Source organism: Aureispira sp. CCB-E (assembly GCF_031326345.1).
Lineage (GTDB): Bacteria > Bacteroidota > Bacteroidia > Chitinophagales > Saprospiraceae > Aureispira.
Map to the genome: position 1 here is coordinate 5,156,983 of NZ_CP133671.1, position 20,364 is coordinate 5,177,346.

Consider the following 20,364-nt stretch of genomic DNA (forward strand, 5'->3'; position numbering starts at 1 on the left):
TACTTAATGCTAAACATGAATTGAGGAACTTCCCTCAAAAAGTAATAAAATTGCGATAAAAAAAAATTGCCACTTCCCCATATTCAGCTATATTGATAATTAGTAGTTTCTCTCTTCTTAAGAAACTGATTAAATTTTATATTTACAAATAAATATTATCACTAAATACCTAACAATCAGTTACAAAATGCCTTATTTTAAAATTCCATACAACAAATGGTTAAACTTGAGAGTGAGCACACACGTTTCTCTATTCTATATAGTTTTTGGCAAGCTGTTCAATAAATGGGAGTAATTTAGGATGAATTTTCTCTTTTACTTCATCAAATATAAACCATCTAGCTTCTGCAATTTCAGGAAAGCGCTTTCTTACTCCTGAGCCTTTGGGGTATTCCATTTCAAATAATGAACTAGAGATTAATTGTGGATTCACATCTCTTTCACAATAAAATGCACAAACTAACTTTCCTTTTCTGAGTTTTATTTTTCCCAATGGGTAAATATCTTGATTTATAACAATTCCCGTTTCCTCCTTAAATTCTCGTTTCGCAGCTTCTTCTTCAGACTCATTTTCATTTTTTTCTCCTTTAGGGAAGGTCCAAATGTTATTTTGATGCTCCTTATAGAATGGTCCACCTGGGCGAACCAGAAAGAATTCAACTTTATGGTTCTTTTTTCGATAAAGTATAATACCTGAGCTTAATTTCATTTAATCTAAATAGTTAATCGATCAATATGGGGGCTGTTTGTCTCATAATATTTAATCTATTATCAAGTTCTGGAAATGTGTTTTTAAGTTGCTCAAATGAGTTCTTTGAAACTCCTATAAAGTACCAAGTTTTGCCTTTATCATAAGAAATCCCAACTAATGAACTAATTGTATACATCTTTTGAAGATCAACTTTAATCGTTTGTTTCTGTTCAAGGACACATTGGTAATTATACTCATTAACCAATAAAGTTTTAGGAAATGAAAGTTTTGTTTCTATAATCTCCAATGGTAAATCTTTAGTCATCTCGTATTTAAAGTTTTCCCTAGAACCGTATAACTCTATGATTTTAGGATGTATAAAATCCATAAAAGTATCAATATCTTTTGCTTGAAAAGCATCAATCATAGTTTGACTATCTTCTAATACTTTCTTTAGAACAAAAACCGTATCTACTTGACAATTAGATACTTTACTAACAAAAAACACAAGGATAAATAGTAGATATTTAGGCATTATTCAAAGTTTAAATCTTTATTCATCTTCAGATAACATTTGCACAAAATTTTTATATTTTTCCGTAGCAAAATAATTAGTTTGCTTGGTCTCTTTTTCGTATTTCTATGCTTTTCTTGTTTATAATTTAGCATCAATAGAAAAGCCATATTTTATTAGATCTTCAAAACCTAAATCGAAACTTTGATCATGATTAAGATGTTTAGCAACAAGCTTTAGACTGTTAATTTCATTTTCAAGCTCCATTATCCTTTTGCACATTTGGTTTATTTCTTCTACTTCTTCAACTGAAATATGTTCTTTACCAAATAGCCTACTAGGAGATCCATGCCTATGCCCATAGTTGTATTGAGTATTTCGTAAAATATATGATCTAATTTTTTCAGGTTGCTGCAAGAATTTTTCAAGTTCTATATTTCTTGCGTCAAGTCTTTCTTGAAGAGAAGTTAGTCTAGACGATATCGCTTTTTTAATATCCATTCCAGATTTTTTAAAGATAAGTTCTCTAGCCATTTTTTTTGTTTTAATTACATGAATTTATTGATCAAATTTAAATTTTCTAATTATTCTTTTCTCCCAACCTCTCGTAGTATCAGGTTTAGAATTTTCTAATTCATTTTCAATACTCCAGAGTATTTCTTTGGTATGTTTTAAATTAAGCATTTCTCCCCAAGCAATAATTTCTTCATTTGGTATTTCACATTCCCACCAAAACAAAATATCAAGAATAAAAATTCCTTCCCACGCATATCTTAGTGCATCGTTTCTCCAATCTTTATTAGGAGCTTCTATATCATAGGTAAAGAATCCTTTTCTAATTTTATCATAAGCATAAATTTGGTAAAAGTTCATGTCACATAAAATCGGTATAAAGATATTCATGTGACAAGCCTCTTGATTTTTTTTATCCATATCATATAGCTCAAATGGAAATCTAAAGTATTTTGACAACGGACTTTCTTTAGCAATGTCTGATTCGATAAATAATTCTAAAATCATTTTAGGAAGTCTTAACTCTTTTAAAAAGATGAGTGTATCCTTTTTAGTTGTTTTTTTATCTTTTTTAAACCAATCTAGCATGGGAATTTTTGTTTTTTTTATTGCGAGTATGAGCTGTTGTTTTAATCCCACTTCAAGCTATACCTTTAAATCCACAAAATATGAAAGGCTCAAAATCAAATCAGGCAAGCCAAAATACAAATTAAGTATTCTGATTTATCAGAGGAATTAAAACACTTAAAAAATTGGATAATAGTAGAGAGTCTGTTTAAAGTAAATAAAATCTGAGTATAAGATGAAGATATAAATCTTAATCGCTGTAGTCTTTTATTTTTATTGAGGTAAAGTGAATTTTATTGGTAAAACATAATAGCACCTTATTCTCACTCCTTTATCTTTTCCAGGGCTCCAAAGGGGCATTTTATCAATTATCTTTAAAACAGCTAGGTTGCAATTTTCATCTAATCCTTTTATGATTTCAGGATTTGAACATTTTCCATCTTTTTCCACAACAAATCGGACATAAACAACCCCTTCTACTTTATTGTTTATACTTTCCTGCGGATATAATAAGTTTTCACGGATAAACTGTAACATTTTTTCTTCTCCTCCAATAAAATTAGGTTTTATACCAACCTCTTCATATGAAAATATTTTTACAGGAGATTTGTTTACAACTTTTTCCTCTTTTTGAAGTTCACTTGGAGCGATATATTTATAAAGGTAAAGAGCTTCATGCCCATTTATCATACTCTTGCTATTTAGTTCTAAAGAGCCATTTGCCTTAATTTTCCCTGAATATTTTACTTTGCCATATTTATTTTTTGAGTAAAAGGAAATATATTCATTTTTGATTTTATACTTACCCTTAGAAACATGCTCACTTTCTATTAATAACCAGTTTTTTACTTTCTGAGGTGTTCCTATAGATGTTGCACTTACAACATCTCTATTTTTATAAAATTTTAAGTATTTTTTCTCCTTCGACAAGCTTGTTGAATCAACAACTGCCATATATAGACCTTCAAAATATAACCTTTGAGAAAAGGTATTTAAATTAAAGAATAGTATAATGGAAAAAATAAGCATTTTATTTTTCATAAGTTCATGGTTTATATTATTTTATCTTTTAAGGTTCAAATTCATTTTAAACTACAGTCATTGGTCACTTTGCCTATCTTAGGGGCTATGTATAATGAAGATAAGTAATCTCAAGAGCAAAATTTACAATTTTGCTCATATTTTGTTTTAAACTGCCAGCAAAATTATAGGCTTTTCGGAGTCTTACCCAATCTAAGAATTGAGCTTTCACCTCATAGTTAATATGGTCATATACATAAGAAATTTTCCTTTCTATCTATAACCAAAACTCATCAGCTTTTGCATTGATTTCTTTAACTCTCTTTTTAATAAACTCTAAGTCCCTTTTAGTCCTGATATAATATTCAGGATAATATAAAAACCACTTGTTTTTAAGTTCTATTATTTGAGGAATTTCAAAGAAATAATCTTGTCTATTAAACTTCATTTTGACAGTGACATCCGCCCATTTTCCAACAATAAATCTATTAAAGCCACCATAATTTTTTATTCGTACTTCCTCTATCGTGATAGTATCAATTGTGGCATTTTTTATTTGGAAGCCTTTATCTCTTTCCATTATTTCTGTAATATATTCCGATCTGATTAAAAAGTTATTCATTCTCCTTTCAAATCTTGATTCGAGGAGTTTCATAAACTTAGCTTGATCTTTAATGTCAGGTCTATATTCAAAGTTTTGAGAAAAAAGATATTTTTGAGCTTCGAGAGGAATGATTGCATTCAGATATTTGGCTGTATCCCTATTTTGTAAAAACTCAACAACTTGTTTTGCAACTTCTTCAGGAGAGTCAAACCCTATTGAATCTGCTTTAAAATCATATACATTTTGAACGGCAGGAGCTTTAGACTTAGTTGTAGCCTCGGACAACGTTTTAGCTTCTTTTTTTATGTTTTCTTTATTCGTACATCCCACAGTTAAGGTTACTAAATTTAGAAAAAAGAATAAAATTATGAGATAGCTAATTTTTGTCATTAAATGGGTGGATTTTGATAATTGATAGTCAATTTAGTTTTATAGCTAATCGGCTATTTTGTTACAGATAACGATTAAGTGTATATGCAAAGGCAACTATCACTAATGCTTTTTCGCCTTTTGCATATACACTATTTTTTACAGTCATTTCTTCCTTACTATTAAAAAGGAACAACCGAACGAATTATTTTATATGTTGAATAATATTTTCCAATAAAATCTAGAGTTTATTTTTTAATAGCTTTTTAGTGGCAATAGTTCCATTGTTGCTTGTTATTTGTACAAAGTACATTCCTATTTTCAATGCAGAAACATCAATTTTGCTATTGGTGCTTTTTAGCACTTCTTTTCCTTGCACATCGACCACTTTTACCGATTGTAGGTTATCCATCTCAATCATTACAATATCACTTGCAGGATTGGGGTAAAGAGAAATATTCTCAGAAGACTCAATATCCTCAATACCTACAACATTACAATTTGAGCTCCAATTTGCAGTAGCATCTTTAAGCCAACCATTACCTTGATACCACGGTACAGGTGTATAACCAGCATCATGTTGAATACAAGTTAAACTTGGATTATTAAACGCAGACATACTCATTAAGTTAGTATTGTTTCCGTTAGAAACATTTAAACTGGTTAACTGATTATTGTTACAATTTAATACTTCTAGAGCTGTGTTTGTTGAAATATCTAAATGAGTTAACCCATTATTTTGACACCATATCTGTGTTAAAGCTGTATTAGTCGAAATGTTTAAACTCGTTAACTGATTATGTCCACATTGTAGGTAATCTAAAACGGTATGCACTGTAACATCTATACTAGTTAACTGGTTATTATCACATATTAATCTTGTTAAAGCAGTATTTGCTGAAACATCTAAATTAGTCAACTGATTTACAGAACAATTTAATCCTGTTAAAGCAGTAAAAGCTTCAATTCCTGTAAGGTCGCTGATACCTTTATTTTGCGCATAAATCCATCCTGTGTAAGCTTGTGCTTCATTTTGACAAATTTCACCATCACCATCTGTATCTATTATGCCAATGTTTGTTCCAACAATATTTGTTCCGTGCTCCAATAAGGCATTTTTAAAGTTAGCATCTGGTATGTTTACAATTGCACAAGTACCTCCGCTGTTTTTTTCGTTATATAATGCTGCTATTTGTGTTAGGGTAATCGGAGCTTTGTAAAAACGGAAATTATCTATTTTCAAATCTTGAGCAATGCCTGTTCCCATAACTTGTGAAGGAATATAAATATTTAACCCTCCAAAAACCCAAACGTTACTTAAAGAAACCTGTGCTTGATCATCAATAATTTCTGCGTTATCAAGATAAGTACGTAAATAATATTTTTGTCCTCCAGGCCAATAAACAAGTTTTACTGCTATATGATGCCAATTATTGTCTAAATAACCTAAAAAACTGTTAAATGATCCCAGACTAGTTAAACCACTAGCATTTTGTGTAACATTTAATTGTTGGCCATTATTTGCTACCTCAACGGTTAAGCCTATATTACTGTTATTTTGGTCTTTTAACTCTAACAGCTTAAATGGTGTGGTATTAGCACTAGCATTTGCTTTGAACCAAAAACTTACTACATATTCCTTTACATTACTAGAAAAAGCAATATTTCCTACATTACTCAAAACTTCTCCATTTGGAGACACAGCGTCATTTCCGTCTATTCCTTGAACATAATTAACACTATTTGTTGATGTTAAAGCTCCAGCATTATAGGAACTTCCGCTCGTTTCTAAAAGGTTGTTATCAAACAGGTACTCTACGACTAAATCTTGCGTAGGTATTTGTTGTGCTTGCACATTCATTCCTAAAAATGAAAGAATCATTGCTAATAAAAAAAATGTAATTTTTGCCATATTGCATAATTTTTTAATTAAAAAAAAGTTTTCGCAAAGGTCTATGAAATAAGCTTCTCAATCAACTACCCATTTGGGTAGTTTTTACACTTTTTTTAAGGCAAATCACAAAATTATAGTAGGCAGTAGTGTTTTTCTATTGATTCCAAGTTTTTTAAAAATGTTCTTAGTGTGGTAGTGTACGGTATTATTACTAATATATAATCGTTTAGCAATTTCGTTTCGTGTGTAGCCTTTTTGTAGAAGTAAAGCAACTTCTCGTTCCTGTTTCGTGAGAGTTTCTTGGGGAATATGGTCTGTTTTTTTAACAACAGCTAAATAACGCGTAGGTTCTTCTATTAAAAGAACATAGACACCATTAAAACAAACGGTATTTTGGTTAAAATCTTTATTTTTTAGTTGAAAAAAATAGGGCGTATTTTTATTTTTCTTAAAAAAAGCACGAGTTTTTGGGATATGATTAAATAACGAAGAATCCATTGTTGTTACAAATGAAAGTAAGTCAAAATCTGTTAATCGGTTGCACGATGTTCCCATAAAATTGGTGAGCATATTATCACTCACTAAAGTTGCACTAAGAAAATCGTCTTCAACTATCGCAACCATATACGATGATTGGTTAATAATTTTTAATGTTTCATCAGAATCTATTTGTTCGGGAACAATTAACCCTTTTTGTTTCATCTCCCCAACAATACTTTGCGCCACTCTATCTAAATCCCTGTCAATTAATTTAATATGCATTCTTCCACCTTGAAATGATACAATAAACTACAAAGATAATAAAATCTTTAACTAATCTTGAGTCCATATTTTTTGAGGTGCCTTTGTCCGTATAACAGAAAACGATTCAGGTATATTCTGTGGCGCAAACCATGCACATCTAAATATAGCTATTCCCTAGACAAAATTCATTCCCCCTCCAACCACCGTCTAAATTCAGGGGTTCTAGCACCACTTGTATAAAGCTCGATGCCCTTGGGTAAAAGAATTTGCATCTTGTTTTTGAAGTGAGGTTCAATCTTTAAAATATATTCAATGTTAACGATTTCGCTTCTATTGATTCGGAAAAATAACTGAGGGTCTAGCAAGTTTTCTAATACGGATATTTTATAGTTTACAATATGTTTTTCTCCATTAACATCTACAAGAATGCAAAAATCTCCTGAAGCTTGAAAGTAATAGGCCTCTGATACCTTCTTAATGATAATCCCGTTTTTCTTTTTTATGCTGAATCTTTGTTTGTAGCTTTTGTTATTATGCTGAAACATTTTTTCAATTAAATGAATGGTGTCTTTATTGGTTTGGATAGTATTCTTTTGTTCAAAAAAATGTTCATATTTCTGCATTGCATTATTAAATGCTTCTTGAGAATAGGGCTTGATAAGGTATGCGATACCATTTGTTTCAAAAGCATTCTCCATATATTTGTTGTAGGCAGTACAAAAGATGATTGGACAATTTATTTTTAATTGTTGAAATAACTGAAAACAGTTTCCGTCTAATAATTGTATATCAGAAAGTAATAAATCGCATTGAGCGAATAATTCTTTGCCTTTTAGGGCATCATCCACAGAGTCAAACCATTCCAAAACCTGAGCATCTGCCCTATGCTCCAAAAGATATTTTGAAAGTTTATTAAAAGCAGGTTTTTCATCTTCAATTATTATAACGTTCATACTTATGGTCGTTTATTTTTAGAATAAGAGGTAATGTTATGGTATAATTTTCATCAACTTCTACGATTAGAGGAAGATTACAAAGTATTTGGTAACGAGATTGTAAGTTACTTAAACCAACACCAAAAGATACAACAGGTTCTTCTTTAGATCTTATGTTATTACTGATGACCATCTGCTCATCTTCCACAATAATTTTCGTGATAATAGGCTTGCCTCTCGAAGCATTATTATGTTTTACTATGTTTTCAAAAACTGTTTGAATAGCACAAGGCGGAATGAGCCTTTCCTCCTTTTTTGTTCTTTTATTTATAATATTAAATTGATAATTTTCTCCAAACCGCTCTTTTATAAGATAAATATAATCATTGGCAAAATTCATTTCCTCCTCTAAGTTGACGGTATCTTCATCTTGCGTTCTAATCAAATATTGATAAAGCTTAGCAAGCCTTTGTATATAAGGTTTGGCTTTGCCGACATCTGTTTCAATAAAAGCATCTAAGGTGTTGAGGTTGTTGAACAAGAAATGAGGGTCGATTTGTTTTTTGAGATTTTTTAACTCATAAGTCTTTTGCAAATTTTCGATTTTAAGCATCTGAATCTGAGATCCAACTCCTTTTTTTAACATAATAATTCCCAACAGTATACTACTCAGTAGTAAAATAATAATAGATACATTTATAAAATCTCCTAAGGTAACCCCTTCTTCGTCTGGCGTCACTTCAATAAAGTAATAATATACAAGCCCCTGAAAAGCCAATAGAAAAACGGTAAATAAAATCGTTTTTAAGATAAGAAGTAAATAATGCTTGCGAGTATTAAGTTGCTTTAACCACCTAAACACTATAAAATATACAACTAAAACAGCATTCCCTACAAACACCATAACCGTATACAAACCATATATCCATTTTTCTCCCATGTCTTCGCTAGATAAAATTAGCAAAAGCGAAAAAATCCAGAAAAACAAAATGAATATTAACTTATCTCCTTTTTGTAATTTGTACAATCGTAAATTTTCCTCTGCCATAATTTATTCTGGTTGGGTTAGAAAATCAATACGGCAACACTATAAGTGTTGCCGGTCAATTCAAAGCAGGTGTTATTAATTAAATGTTGTCTCTTATGATAGTAGTAATTCGTTGATTAGCTGCGCTGCTACTACGTGATTGATGATCGATTATAACCAAATATTTCCTATCTCTTCTGCTATCTCATACAAATCAGAATTAGAGGAGTTATCTAAAACGACAATACTTGTTCCATTTTTAGTGTTTCGACTGTAATAAGTACGTGCTGCCAGCCAACCTCCATTGTGCCAAGCACCATCGTCTGTTACAACCCATCCGAACCCATAGTCCGATGATTTTCCATTATTCAATTGTGGTTTTTTAAATGCTTCTGCCAAATTAGAGCTGCTTAATAAATCATTTTCATACCAGAATTTATCCCAAATTAAAAAATCGTTTATACTACTAAATACGGCTCCATCACCTGCAACACCATCCACAAAATCAGGCAGTACTTCTTTATAAACACCACCTTCAATCTTAAATCCGCCACATTTGTTTGTAAAATCTGTCTCTGCAGAGAGCAAGTTCCAAACTCTCGTATTTTCCATTCCCAATGGCTCAAATAACTCCTCCTTCATATAATCTTCAAAACTTTTACCAGAGACAATTTCAACCAATCTTGCCAGAAGGATATAATTTGTATTCGAGTATTCAAACTTTTCAAAAGGTTCTTTTTTCGCTGAACGGTTTTCATTTATGATCAGCTCGGTGGCTTTCTGATTGGTAAGTACATTAATATTATCTTTATTCTCAAGCGCAAGCTCAATATAGATGTCAGGAATACCTGAACATTGATTTAATAAGCTACGAATGGTGACCTTTTCATAAGGGAAATTTTCAATATATTCGGACACTAAGTCGTCATAAGATATGCTTCCTTTCTCTTTTAATAGCATAATACCAGCCGCAGTAAATTGTTTGGATACCGAAGCAAGCCGAAATGAAGAATTGGCTGTTAGTTGTTCATTTTTTTCGTGACTGGTAAAACCATACCCTTTGGCAAGCATCGATTGCCCATCTCTTATAAGTAATACGGAACCATTGAATTTTTGGTCTTTTTGTAGTTTACTAAGCCATGAATCAACCAATTCAATCTTTTCTTGTTCTGATGCACCATTTGGAATTTCTAAATCAAACTCATCTCTGCAACTAGATAGTACCAATAAAATAACGAAAATTCCCCAAAATAAACTTTGTGTTTTAATCATGTTGTATAATTTATATTTTGAATGTATATAAAATAAGACAAACTTAGGATTACTATCCCTCAAGAATATTTTTACAAAAGAAAAAAACATCTCACCTACTTAACGCCTCCATTTACCTAATTTTGTTTTAGACAAAGGTAGAAGTGATTTACTTTTTAGTAAACCGACTTTTGTCGAATGCGGGTTATTCCCTGTTTAATTAAGAAGTTTTCAAGTTTAATGAATCAACACCTTAGCAGCCAAATCTGTAGCAAAAGTATCCCAAGCTACATAGTATATGTCGTACTTTTTACATTTTTTCTCTGAACCAATTACTTGATTGTGCTATAGACTCATTTACTTCAACATCTTGGTCGTAATAATTAAATTGGTGAAAAGGCGATTCCAATTCAGTATTCATCCAATATAATTTTTTGTCAGCTTTGGCAATGTCATTAAAAAACTTCTTGGTGTAGCTTGGTAATACTATACATAGCACCAGCACATGCACCCAACGCTCCAATTTTATTGCTATTAACTTCATTTAAAGATGCTAAATAATTATGCATTAGCTCTATCGGCAGAGAATGAGTTTTAGACAGTTCATAAACTCCCCCTATGGCGATATATTGCTGTGTTACCTACTGTCTTTTATTTATTTTAAATTCAAAATCACAACATACTCAAATGTTTCGTTTAATGAATAAATTTGAATACTTAAAGAAAACACTTTTTACATCTTAAAACATGATATGTTATGGTTTTGCTTAAATTACAATTTTTAATAGCATTTTTTTTCTGTGCAAATTTACTTTTTGCGCAAACTATCCATTATTACGGATGGGATTCGTTGTATCATCATTATCCTAGCGATATTATTGAAACTCAAAACGGAGATTTTTTTATTGTCGGAAATGTTAATTTAACAGCTCCAATCGTTGAGAATTATACATTAAAAAAATATTTAGTTCGTATTGATTTCAATGGAGATACAGTATGGACTAGCTATCATGACCATAGTCATTATGGAAGGTGTAATGTAATTGAGAGTGCTAATAATGATTTTTTGACATTAGGGAACATTGGACAAAATTACACGTGTGGGTTTATAGGTCAATCTATCCCATTTCACGATTATTGTACCTATAGATATTCCTCAAGTGGCTCAATACTTAATACTAACGTGATGACTGATAATTGTGAAAACTCCATTGATAATTATCTAAAAAATGATGAAGGAGGTATCACAACAGTACAAGGTTCTAGAAATCCAATAACAATAGGATCAATGTATGATTATACCATAAAAGAGTTATTGCCTAATGGACAACTATTAACAATTCCATTCCCTCCTGGGCTTTCAACTCCAGGTAGAATTGAAAAAAATATTAATGGTTATTGGTTACTTCAACATGATTCTTTGCATCGATTGGATTTAGGAGGAAATATTGTATGGCAAACAGCAAATACTTATCCAGTGTATATTAACGATTTTTGCAAGGTGAATGAAGATAGTTTTATAATAGTTGCCTCCAATCCTTATACTCCTGGAGTTGGTACTACTACGGTAATGAAGACAGATAGTTTTGGAACACCAGACTGGACAAGAACTTTTCCTATGAAAGGAATCGATGTTTTGCATCACTCTTCAGGAAACTATGTTATAACAGGAACTTTTAGTGATGATTTGAGGGTGATTGTTGTGAGTCCTAATGGAGATTCTTTGTGGAGTCGAACACATACTTTAACAAAACCAGCAACAGCAACAAAAAGTATAGAAGCAAGTGATGGTCGAATTGTTACTTTGGCTCAGGCAAAACCTCCTTATACAATTTATAATGTTCCTAGTCAATATGTGGTAGTTTTTGATTCTTTAGATTTGGCACTGACTTCCGTTTCTATAATAGATAACATTAAGAGTAAACGAGTAGATTTTTATCCTAATCCTACTTATGAAGTATTAAACGTGCAAATGAAAGATTTTAATCCTTCAATGAATTATACGCTTGAAATTTATAATTCAATAGGTCAGCTTGTTTCTAATTATACTGTTAATAAAAGACTCTCTACATTTAATTTATCAAGTCTAAGTTCAGGGATTTATTTTTTAAAGATAAATTCTAATAAGGGTTTAATTACTCAAGAGAAATTAGTTTTGAATAAATAAGATTGACAGCTTTGGGCGGGTGTTATTAATTATCATAATATGCGCTTTTTCATTGCAGGTAACGGCTCTTTCATATGCATATGCTGTTCTAAGAACCTAGCATTTAACAGTAAGAGCCCCGTTCTTAAGCCAAACCTACGATTTTTGCTCGCAAATTTTTAAGCCGAATAAGCAAAATCATAGGTTTGGCGTTTTTACACTGAGCTGAAGTCTATCTCATATTTAGGAGCATTTTCCGCTCATTAATAATTTATTAGATATTTTTCTTCTTCTGACCTTTTAGATGTTGGTTTCTAAAAAACATCTTCTGCACCATCCTACAACTGTTTCTTCCAAATCCGAATTTGGGTTGGAGCCAACTCATACTTTTGCATCAACTAGGACAAGATAAAAGTCTCCCAACAACAGAGCAACTTGTTTTCTATGTTCCTACCACCTTATCCCAAACATCATCCACCAACTTACTAGGCAGATCGAAATAAATCATCATTACTTCAATGTTAGAATGCTACAACAATACAAAAGGTCGCCTAACACCAGACAACCTTCTATATCAGTAAGAGAGCTTAGACCAACCATTCAAGCCGTAGTAGCTCGTCCCAATTACTTGACCTTAAGCACTAACAATAGGCTTACCTTGACATTGACCATTCAAATAAAAGGATGATTGTTGTCCAGCTTGGTGTTAGATAACAATTCATAGATAATTGGTTGCGCGCAATTGTGTTTATAAGAGAGTTATAGGGCATTCCAAAATAGGAGAAGGTCTATGATAAAATAAATTGTAGGTCATTTAAATTAAGCGAATTTCCTTCCTCATTAACAATTGTCATTTTAACAGGAGCACCACTTTTATCTACTATTTTGAGGAATGGTTCATTTTTGTCTACCAAATTTGAGTTGCCCCAAATTAAAATAGCACTCATTATTTTGATTAAATCTCCTCCCTTTTCTGTCAAGAAATATTCATTTCGAGCTCGTTTGTTGTTTTCTTGGTATTCTTTTTTCGCGATTAAACCTGCATTTTCCAACATTTTTAATTTGCTAGTCAAAACTGACTTAGAAATTTTCAGATTGTCTTGAAATTCGCTGAATTTGGAGTTGCCTAGAAAAAGCTCTCTAACTATTAACAACACCCATCTTTCACCTAATAAGTTAGCAGTTAATTGAATTGGACAATTCAATCTATTCGTCTCAGTTTTTTGAAATTTTTTCATTTTTTTACTATCTGGGTTCTTTTTTAGAACTTATGTACATATATTTGAGTTCTAAAATAAAACTATTTATTAATTGGTTACGAAAATAATAGAATGAATACAAATAATTTAATAAAAAGAGTGGCTATTATAGGGCATAGTAGAACTCCGTTTAGTAAAGCTAACACATATTTGAAAAGCTATTCAGCAAACGAACTCTTGACCACTACCCTTCAATCCATAAGCAACAAGTATGCTTTAAAAGATAAAATATTAGGTGAAGTTGTTGGAGGGGCTGTTATAAAACACAGCTCGCAAGGAAATTTAGTACGAGAATCTTTACTAAAAACTGACATTCATCCTCTAACACCAGCATTTGATATTCAAAAAGCATGTGCAACTTCTGCGGAAGCAGCTATAATTATTGCAAATAAAATAGCATTAGGTCAAATAGAAAATGGCATAGCATGCGGTACAGATAGTGCAAGTGATTCTCCAATAGTATTAAATGAATTATTCAGAAAAGAATTTCTAAATCAACATTTGAGTCTTTCTGATTTTACAAAAGAAAATCTGAGAAATTTAGAATTGATGCTCCCTGAAATCCCGAACAATAATGAGCCAGAAACTGGTCTTTCAATGGGTGAACATGCTGAGATAATGGCTAAATATTATAAAATAACGCGTGAAGAACAAGACCATTTTGCATTTAACAGTCACAAAAAGCTAACAAGGGCATATCAAAGTGGATTTATTGAAGATATGATTGAACCCATCGGGCAAATTAAGGAAGACTCAATACTAAGAAAGAACCCTTCTTTAAATAAAATGAGATCCTTAAGCCCGGCTTTTGATTTGAACTCTGGAAGCCTTACTGCAGCTAATTCAACTCCTTTCTCGGATGGAGCTGCGGGTATCTTTCTAGCCTCAGAAGAATGGGCAAAAAAACATAATTATCCAATTCTAGCTTTTTTAAGTTTTGCCGCTACAGCTGGAATTGAATATATCAACAATAAACAAAACCTACTACTAGCACCAATACTTGCGATTCAAAAAGCATTAAAACAGAGTAATAGAAATTTGGATTCATTTTCCTTTATTGAAATTCATGAAGCATTTGCTGCTCAGGCATTAACAACTATTAAAATATTGAACAATAAAGGTTTAGGTGATCCATTTTGGAGCAAGCAAAATTTAGACTCCATAAAAGGGGAAATTGATTTTTCTAAATTAAATATGGTTGGCAGCAGTTTAGCTACCGGTCACCCATTTGCAGCAACAGGCGCAAGAATAATTGCAACCCTCTCAAAACTTTTGAATCAGGAAGGTAAAGGTTCTGGGCTAGTCTCAATTTGTGCGGCAAGAGGAAATGGTCTTGCACTAATATTAGATAAATAATTAAATTAAAATTCGAAAAAATGAATGAAATCCTAAAAAGCGAAATTAAATTCGCAATTATTAAAAATGAAACGATAGCATATCGTACCTTTGGAAATGGACAACCGCTAATACTTTTCAATCGATTTCGAGGGACAATTAACGATTGGGATCCTGCCTTTATAACAAGGCTTGTAAAAAAAAATAAAGTTATCGTCTTTGATAATCTTGGTGTTGGAAACTCTTCTGGTACAAGTCCAAATTCAATAGAAGGCATGGCTGAAATAGCGTATGAATTTATTATATTCTTAGGATATGATAAAGTGAACTTACTCGGTTGGAGCATGGGAGGTCTCGTAGTCCAAGCTTTTGTTTTGAATTATCCCAAAATTGTTCAAAAGGTGGTTTTAGTAGGTACTGGATTAGGCGCTAGTGAACACACTGAATATCCTACAGAACGCTTTTTGAATGTGGCCACTAAAGTTTACAATATGAAACCTGAACATCATCAAACTGTGTTTTTTACAGATGATCAAAAAGGTTTACATGCTACTAAAGAATCACTATCCCGTATTGATAACTACTTGACTAAAGTTAAGCCAACACAACCAGAAACTTGGATTGCTCAGGGAACAGCCACTAAAAATTACTTTTCTAGTGAAAAAAATTACTTTGAAAAAATAAAATCGATTTCCCAACCAGTTCTAGTTGCTGGAGCAAAGGAAGATATAGCTTTTTCAAGTAAAAATTCTTTTCTACTGTATAAACAAATACCTAATAGCCAATTAATTCTGTATTCAAATGCTGCTCATGCTTTTCATCATCAACTACCAGATGAATTTGGCGGGCAAGTTGAAAGGTTTTTATGTCGTCAAGAAAAAACAACATAGAACATTGTATAAAAAGAATAGCGGTTTGGGATTATTTCCGAACCGTTTTTATGTTGAATTAAGTATCTTACTAACCTAAAAATAAGAGCGTTTATATCCGCTACTGTTTTTATACTAACCATAGGATACCACTAATTTTCTAGTGTTGTTGCACTAAACACTAGAAATACAGTTGGTAAAATAGCCTCTGTGTAATTTCAACAAATTTGTGTTTGAACCTTAGCATATTGCAAAACAAAAGGTTGCCCTCTATTACCAAAGGCAACCTCTATATCAGTAAGAGAGCGTAGACTAACCATTCAAGTCGTGGTAGTTAGACCTCAATATTTGACCATAAGAAGTAACAATAGGATCACTTTGACATTGACCATTCAAATAAAAGCCATCTTTATATTTGCATTCCCATTCTCAACAAGCTTCAATAGCATTTTGCTCCAATGCATGTTTCTGAGCTTGATTTTGCACAACCTTAGCTTCTTTACCCTCCTTTTCCAAGGCATATCCCCCCTTTATAAGATTTCACCACGAGCTGGATATTCAGAAGATATAATATAATCTACTGCTTTTATAAATGTTGGAAGATATGGTCGTCCCCATGGATTGCTATTAATTCCTACATAATACACGTGCTTTTTATTATCAATTAAAAATAAACCTGGTTCACTAAATACTTCTGGTTCGCCCTGTTTTACCCCTTGACTTAGATAAAGCCCCCAGTTCTTTGCCATCTCTTCGCTCAAATTATATCCCAAATGAAGATTAAATATTTCCCAGTTTTGCCTTGAAAAGGAGGCTCTTTTTTTAGTGTCCATACTTACTGCTACTACCTCAACTCCTCTACTTTCAAACTCAGGTAAAAGACTCTCTAATGTTTCTAAATATTTCTTGCACAATGGGCAATGTAGCCCCCTGTAAAAAACTATCAATGTAAAATTCTCACTCTTCTGCTCTTCTAAACTCCATTTCTCTCCATCAATTAAAGGAAAATTTAATCTTGGGGCTTTTTGTTTCGGTGTTGGTCGCATCATCCTATTTTTTAAAAGAATTTTCTAAATGAGAATCAAAACGTTTAAAATCGTTTTCAATTGCTGGGTTTTTCATTACATCATAAGCCATAAATGTTGGAAGTGGTTCTAAACCAAACCATTTAAAATTTAGATGCATTGGTTGAAGTAAATCGTCCTCACTCATTCCTCCAAAAAAAGACTCTTCTGGGTTGTTAAATGCCTCTTTCGGAGCATTAGCAGTAACAGAAATCATATATTTTCCTTCCAACTTCCCCCCCATTCCATAATTCTTTTTTGGAGCAGCTTTACTTCTCCCATCTCCCTCTGACATTTCGCCCATCATCCCCATTGAAAAAACTTCATCGATATACTTTTTAAAAAACCAACTTACTCCCATCCAGTTTAATGGAGTCTGAAAAAATACTAAATCAGCCCACTTAAATTTATCAATCTCCTCAGTAACATTATAACTATCTTCCATTCTCGTTATTTGTACCTCACAATCCATTTCCTTAAAAAAAAGCTCCGCCCTCTCTGTCAAACTTGCATTCAATTTACCTTCTGAAAAAGGATATTTTTGATGTCCATTGATAATAAATACATTTTTCATTTTAAAGATTTTTCTAGTTCTATTATAAAATCATTACATTTGTTTCATAAAGGAATAGCGAAACTAACGACATTTGAAATTATATTTATTTAATTCATAAATCAGTGCCTATCGATACTTGCGAAGTTTCAAAAGGAAACTATAAAATTTAACATCCCAAAATAATGTCTAAAAAATGCTCTAAAAGCCCTTGTTTTAGGGATTTTTCAGGTCTTTTTTTTGCGATTTTAGCACTCTATTTTGACTCGTATGTCCTATAAATGCAGACTTATGGTAAAATTAAATATAATTCCGTTTATCGTTAGAACCGCTGATAAAGGAACTAATAATAGTTTACTTTAGAAACTATTGTTTAAAAACTCTACCTAAGAAGTGGTAACCTAAAAGTAACTTATGGCACGAAAATATATTGACAACCCCAATTTGTGTACTCTTGTACATACAATGAATATCATTGGAAATAAATGGAAGCCCATTATTATATATTTACTATCTAATGGTCCTCTACGATTTGGGAAATTGTATGCATTAGTTCCTACTATTTCTAAAAAAGTTCTTACAAGTCAACTAAAAGAGTTAGAGGCTGATGGATTAATTAATCGAAAATCATTTGCAGAGATACCTCCTCGTGTTGAATATTCATTATCTAAAAAAGCAAAAGGCTTATTACCTGCTCTAAAGATGTTGAGCGCTTGGACAGAATTAAGTTATCCAGATATAAACTTTGAAAAATGTAGAATAATAGAAATATAAAAGCGTATAAATGTGCATGTTTTTATGCCACGTTGTGGGAATAACCTTAGAAGAATAAACGCATGTATTACAATGCAAAACCTTAGGTTTTGCTCAGAGAACAACTATATTTATATTTCCATGACTTCTGTCACGGAGTATACACGGGTTCTTAAAAACAAAACAAGTCACCCAACAACAGAGCAACTTGTTTTGTTACAACCTACCAATCCCTCATCCCAAGCATCATTGACCAACTTATTCGATAAGTCCAAATCAAACAAGTCGTTTTTAATGCCCCAATTGATGTATTTTCTACCCTGCTTGTGATGTGTAAAAACAGTATATCTGTAATCACCTAAAATAGAGTTTGATGTTATTCTAGTATTTGTGCAACCTAAAAAGACTGATAGTACTGTAAAAAGTAGGGTATCGTTTAGTAAAGTTTTCATAAATATCAAGGAAGATCTTTTTTATGTTGCATTTTCGGCAAGTTTTAATTAGCCACAATACGACTGTCTATCCCTGTACGCTATGGATATAACTAATCTCAAAGCAAAACCTGCGATTTTTCGGAGCCAGACAAGAAGAAATAATTTTTAGCTTTAGCCCCACAAAGCGGGATGGCTATATATAGCTTTGTTATGTACAGGCATTTTTTTTCCTTTTCCTATTGAATTACTACTCAAAAGAATCAAATAAAAGAATTGAATCTTTTTCCTCAAATTCATAATGTAATATCCTAATTTCTTGCCCTTGACTTTCAGATTTCAACAGTGTCTGGTTTTGTATAATTTTTTTAAATGCAGCGAGAGGTTTTATAAGGTTTTTAGAATAAAAGTCGACAATAATTTGATCTTTAATAAATTTCCCATTTTTATCTTCTTTAAAACAACCAATAAATCCTACGAAAACTCCACCAACAATAAAGCCTTCCCATCTGCTGATAAAGTAATAGTGAATTTCATTTTCTTTATTAAAGAAGTATCTTTCAAAGTCATAGGAACTGATTGCTTTTTGACAATTTTCAGTATTTATTTTTTCAAAATTATCTAAGCAAACAAGCTGACTTATTATCAAATCAGCCTTTTCTTTAGGGAGTTCTAGAGAGATGTTTTCAATTGATTTATTAGCACCAATTGATTTGTTTCCACAGTTTGCAAGTAATAGTAGAAATAATGTCAATAGTATTGCTATTTTCATGAATTTATGATTTAGTTTTTAGGTGAATGATAACCATTTCTCAATCCAACTTATGTCCCATACTAAAATTTTCTTGTAGTCTAGAGTTTTTACAAATATGAATGGCAAAACTCCTGAAATGATTATTAATTTATGTATAAATTTTAACTCGGATAAATTTAGTGGAAGTAACTTGGTTTTATAATAGCTTAGACTTAAAAACGTGAGAATTAGACTTCCATAAATTTCATAATTTAAAAATGACTCAGGGAAAAATACGAAAAGAACTTCACAAAGCCCAAAGAGAAGAATAGAAACAAAGTAAGCAACGAGAATCTCTTTTCTATCTTTTTTATTTAGAATAATTGCGATAGAAATTAATATCCCTAGAAAACTTTGTATTAGTATTCGGTATCCAAAGTATTTAGTGGGCAAATAATAGTCAATCAATGCAAATCTTTGAGGGTTATTGTCAAACTCAAAGTGCATGTTGAAAAGGGTTAAGCTTTCAAACACTAAAATAATGGAGAAAAGTAACCAAACAATACTTAGCAAGATTCTATGTATTGCACTCTCTTTATTATTGTTTTTAGAGTAATCTAGTAAATCAATTTCCAAGTTTAACTATTTTTGTGCCTCCAAGCCATACGTTAACCATCAAAGCATGTACGTTAGTTTGCCCTAAACGTATACATATTGTTCATTGCCATAAAGTTAAGGAAAGCAGTAAAAAAAGATGTATATTTATAGGATGAAAAGTGACAAAAAAAGACTGAACTTAGCAGAACAATTAAAAAAGCTAAAATCATTTATAATGTTAGCTAGTTTAAATGCTCAAAAACAGGCGATTTATTTGAGTCGTCCCAAGCAAGATTTCACAAGACAACGAAAATTAGATTTTTCAAAAACAGTTGGCTTGATATTAGGACTTTAAAAAAAAGCGTAAACGCTGAATTAATCTCCCAATCAGGACTATTCAAATCCAAAGAACCTCCCACAAAAACCGCCTTATCCTTAGCTCGTTCAAAGATAAAAGTACGTTTCTTTGAAGACTTATTTTTCTATACTTGCCAA

General features: G+C 31.7%; 22 protein-coding genes. 5 read left to right on the forward strand and 17 right to left on the reverse strand.

The features are described 5' to 3' along the window. Nucleotides 1-250 precede the first annotated feature (250 nt). The 11 genes from QP953_RS19895 to QP953_RS19945 all read right to left on the reverse strand — a co-directional run bounded on the left by QP953_RS19895 (nt 251) and on the right by QP953_RS19945 (nt 10,150). Entirely contained in the window at nt 251-709 is a 459-nt protein-coding gene (locus tag QP953_RS19895; RefSeq protein ID WP_052600047.1) for an NUDIX domain-containing protein, read from the reverse strand. A 13-nt stretch (nt 710-722) separates the two neighbouring features. After that, entirely contained in the window at nt 723-1,226 is a 504-nt protein-coding gene (locus QP953_RS19900) for a hypothetical protein (RefSeq protein WP_052600048.1), read from the reverse strand. A 120-nt stretch (nt 1,227-1,346) separates the two neighbouring features. After that, on the reverse strand, nt 1,347-1,739 hold the full coding sequence (locus tag QP953_RS19905) for a hypothetical protein (RefSeq protein WP_309552578.1): 393 nt from the start codon (nt 1,737-1,739) through the stop codon (nt 1,347-1,349). A gap of 24 nt (nt 1,740-1,763) precedes the next feature. Continuing rightward, a complete protein-coding gene (locus QP953_RS19910) occupies nt 1,764-2,306 on the reverse strand; it encodes a hypothetical protein (protein WP_309552580.1) in 543 nt (180 codons plus the stop codon). 252 nt (nt 2,307-2,558) lie between these two features. Further along, the gene (locus tag QP953_RS19915) at nt 2,559-3,326 is read right to left on the reverse strand and encodes an energy transducer TonB (RefSeq protein ID WP_052600051.1); all 768 of its coding nucleotides are present in this window, start codon (nt 3,324-3,326) and stop codon (nt 2,559-2,561) included. 256 nt (nt 3,327-3,582) lie between these two features. After that, a complete protein-coding gene (locus QP953_RS19920; RefSeq protein ID WP_309552582.1) occupies nt 3,583-4,299 on the reverse strand; it encodes a hypothetical protein in 717 nt (238 codons plus the stop codon). 220 nt (nt 4,300-4,519) lie between these two features. After that, a complete protein-coding gene (locus QP953_RS19925; protein ID WP_309552583.1) occupies nt 4,520-6,190 on the reverse strand; it encodes a T9SS type A sorting domain-containing protein in 1,671 nt (556 codons plus the stop codon). Nucleotides 6,191-6,295: 105 nt separating this feature from the next. Further along, on the reverse strand, nt 6,296-6,934 hold the full coding sequence (locus QP953_RS19930) for a helix-turn-helix transcriptional regulator (RefSeq protein WP_309552585.1): 639 nt from the start codon (nt 6,932-6,934) through the stop codon (nt 6,296-6,298). Between the two features lie 167 nt (nt 6,935-7,101). Continuing rightward, nucleotides 7,102-7,869, reverse strand: coding sequence for a LytTR family DNA-binding domain-containing protein (locus tag QP953_RS19935; protein ID WP_309552587.1), 768 nt, complete (start codon nt 7,867-7,869; stop codon nt 7,102-7,104). Beyond that, a complete protein-coding gene (locus QP953_RS19940; protein WP_309552589.1) occupies nt 7,850-8,899 on the reverse strand; it encodes a histidine kinase in 1,050 nt (349 codons plus the stop codon). Before QP953_RS19940 ends, QP953_RS19935 begins: the two co-directional genes overlap by 20 nt. A 150-nt stretch (nt 8,900-9,049) precedes the next feature. Next, the gene (locus tag QP953_RS19945) at nt 9,050-10,150 is read right to left on the reverse strand and encodes a serine hydrolase domain-containing protein (protein ID WP_309552590.1); all 1,101 of its coding nucleotides are present in this window, start codon (nt 10,148-10,150) and stop codon (nt 9,050-9,052) included. A gap of 736 nt (nt 10,151-10,886) precedes the next feature. On the opposite strand from QP953_RS19945, the gene QP953_RS19950 reads away from it, so the two are divergent. Continuing rightward, nucleotides 10,887-12,296, forward strand: coding sequence for a T9SS type A sorting domain-containing protein (locus QP953_RS19950; RefSeq protein WP_309552592.1), 1,410 nt, complete (start codon nt 10,887-10,889; stop codon nt 12,294-12,296). A gap of 767 nt (nt 12,297-13,063) precedes the next feature. Here QP953_RS19950 and QP953_RS19955 read toward each other — a convergent pair. Continuing rightward, the gene (locus tag QP953_RS19955; protein ID WP_052600059.1) at nt 13,064-13,513 is read right to left on the reverse strand and encodes a helix-turn-helix domain-containing protein; all 450 of its coding nucleotides are present in this window, start codon (nt 13,511-13,513) and stop codon (nt 13,064-13,066) included. Nucleotides 13,514-13,606: 93 nt separating this feature from the next. Here QP953_RS19955 and QP953_RS19960 point away from each other — a divergent pair, with 93 nt between their 5' ends. Beyond that, the gene (locus QP953_RS19960; RefSeq protein ID WP_052600060.1) at nt 13,607-14,890 is read left to right on the forward strand and encodes an acetyl-CoA C-acyltransferase; all 1,284 of its coding nucleotides are present in this window, start codon (nt 13,607-13,609) and stop codon (nt 14,888-14,890) included. Between the two features lie 20 nt (nt 14,891-14,910). Further along, on the forward strand, nt 14,911-15,759 hold the full coding sequence (locus QP953_RS19965) for an alpha/beta hydrolase (RefSeq protein ID WP_309552594.1): 849 nt from the start codon (nt 14,911-14,913) through the stop codon (nt 15,757-15,759). A gap of 509 nt (nt 15,760-16,268) precedes the next feature. On the opposite strand, the gene QP953_RS19970 is transcribed toward QP953_RS19965, so the two are convergent. Then, on the reverse strand, nt 16,269-16,787 hold the full coding sequence (locus QP953_RS19970; protein WP_052600062.1) for a redoxin domain-containing protein: 519 nt from the start codon (nt 16,785-16,787) through the stop codon (nt 16,269-16,271). A gap of 1 nt (nt 16,788) precedes the next feature. Next, a complete protein-coding gene (locus tag QP953_RS19975) occupies nt 16,789-17,376 on the reverse strand; it encodes an NAD(P)H-dependent oxidoreductase (RefSeq protein ID WP_309552596.1) in 588 nt (195 codons plus the stop codon). A gap of 393 nt (nt 17,377-17,769) precedes the next feature. Between QP953_RS19975 and QP953_RS19980 the strand changes: the two genes are divergently transcribed. After that, a complete protein-coding gene (locus QP953_RS19980; protein WP_052600064.1) occupies nt 17,770-18,129 on the forward strand; it encodes a helix-turn-helix domain-containing protein in 360 nt (119 codons plus the stop codon). Between the two features lie 167 nt (nt 18,130-18,296). On the opposite strand, the gene QP953_RS19985 is transcribed toward QP953_RS19980, so the two are convergent. The 3 genes from QP953_RS19985 to QP953_RS19995 form a co-directional block, all read right to left on the reverse strand. Beyond that, nucleotides 18,297-18,560 carry a hypothetical protein gene (locus tag QP953_RS19985; protein WP_309552598.1) on the reverse strand — a complete coding sequence of 88 codons (264 nt, stop codon included), beginning with the start codon at nt 18,558-18,560 and terminating at the stop codon, nt 18,297-18,299. 229 nt (nt 18,561-18,789) lie between these two features. Then, a complete protein-coding gene (locus tag QP953_RS19990; RefSeq protein ID WP_309552599.1) occupies nt 18,790-19,311 on the reverse strand; it encodes a hypothetical protein in 522 nt (173 codons plus the stop codon). An 18-nt stretch (nt 19,312-19,329) separates the two neighbouring features. Further along, entirely contained in the window at nt 19,330-19,908 is a 579-nt protein-coding gene (locus QP953_RS19995; RefSeq protein WP_309552601.1) for a hypothetical protein, read from the reverse strand. Between the two features lie 133 nt (nt 19,909-20,041). On the opposite strand from QP953_RS19995, the gene QP953_RS20000 reads away from it, so the two are divergent. Beyond that, nucleotides 20,042-20,224, forward strand: coding sequence for a hypothetical protein (locus QP953_RS20000; protein ID WP_309552603.1), 183 nt, complete (start codon nt 20,042-20,044; stop codon nt 20,222-20,224). Nucleotides 20,225-20,364: the final 140 nt, after the last annotated feature.

Bases quoted from the DNA above. Each gene is read 5' to 3' on its own strand.
- QP953_RS19895 (WP_052600047.1), bottom strand. From the start codon at position 709: ATGAAATTAAGCTCAGGTATTATACTTTATCGAAAAAAGAACCATAAA.
- QP953_RS19900 (WP_052600048.1), bottom strand. From the start codon at position 1,226: ATGCCTAAATATCTACTATTTATCCTTGTGTTTTTTGTTAGTAAAGTA.
- QP953_RS19905 (WP_309552578.1), bottom strand. From the start codon at position 1,739: ATGGCTAGAGAACTTATCTTTAAAAAATCTGGAATGGATATTAAAAAA.
- QP953_RS19910 (WP_309552580.1), bottom strand. From the start codon at position 2,306: ATGCTAGATTGGTTTAAAAAAGATAAAAAAACAACTAAAAAGGATACA.
- QP953_RS19915 (WP_052600051.1), bottom strand. From the start codon at position 3,326: ATGAAAAATAAAATGCTTATTTTTTCCATTATACTATTCTTTAATTTA.
- QP953_RS19920 (WP_309552582.1), bottom strand. From the start codon at position 4,299: ATGACAAAAATTAGCTATCTCATAATTTTATTCTTTTTTCTAAATTTA.
- QP953_RS19925 (WP_309552583.1), bottom strand. From the start codon at position 6,190: ATGGCAAAAATTACATTTTTTTTATTAGCAATGATTCTTTCATTTTTA.
- QP953_RS19930 (WP_309552585.1), bottom strand. From the start codon at position 6,934: ATGCATATTAAATTAATTGACAGGGATTTAGATAGAGTGGCGCAAAGT.
- QP953_RS19935 (WP_309552587.1), bottom strand. From the start codon at position 7,869: ATGAACGTTATAATAATTGAAGATGAAAAACCTGCTTTTAATAAACTT.
- QP953_RS19940 (WP_309552589.1), bottom strand. From the start codon at position 8,899: ATGGCAGAGGAAAATTTACGATTGTACAAATTACAAAAAGGAGATAAG.
- QP953_RS19945 (WP_309552590.1), bottom strand. From the start codon at position 10,150: ATGATTAAAACACAAAGTTTATTTTGGGGAATTTTCGTTATTTTATTG.
- QP953_RS19950 (WP_309552592.1), top strand. From the start codon at position 10,887: ATGGTTTTGCTTAAATTACAATTTTTAATAGCATTTTTTTTCTGTGCA.
- QP953_RS19955 (WP_052600059.1), bottom strand. From the start codon at position 13,513: ATGAAAAAATTTCAAAAAACTGAGACGAATAGATTGAATTGTCCAATT.
- QP953_RS19960 (WP_052600060.1), top strand. From the start codon at position 13,607: ATGAATACAAATAATTTAATAAAAAGAGTGGCTATTATAGGGCATAGT.
- QP953_RS19965 (WP_309552594.1), top strand. From the start codon at position 14,911: ATGAATGAAATCCTAAAAAGCGAAATTAAATTCGCAATTATTAAAAAT.
- QP953_RS19970 (WP_052600062.1), bottom strand. From the start codon at position 16,787: ATGATGCGACCAACACCGAAACAAAAAGCCCCAAGATTAAATTTTCCT.
- QP953_RS19975 (WP_309552596.1), bottom strand. From the start codon at position 17,376: ATGAAAAATGTATTTATTATCAATGGACATCAAAAATATCCTTTTTCA.
- QP953_RS19980 (WP_052600064.1), top strand. From the start codon at position 17,770: ATGGCACGAAAATATATTGACAACCCCAATTTGTGTACTCTTGTACAT.
- QP953_RS19985 (WP_309552598.1), bottom strand. From the start codon at position 18,560: ATGAAAACTTTACTAAACGATACCCTACTTTTTACAGTACTATCAGTC.
- QP953_RS19990 (WP_309552599.1), bottom strand. From the start codon at position 19,311: ATGAAAATAGCAATACTATTGACATTATTTCTACTATTACTTGCAAAC.
- QP953_RS20000 (WP_309552603.1), top strand. From the start codon at position 20,042: ATGAAAAGTGACAAAAAAAGACTGAACTTAGCAGAACAATTAAAAAAG.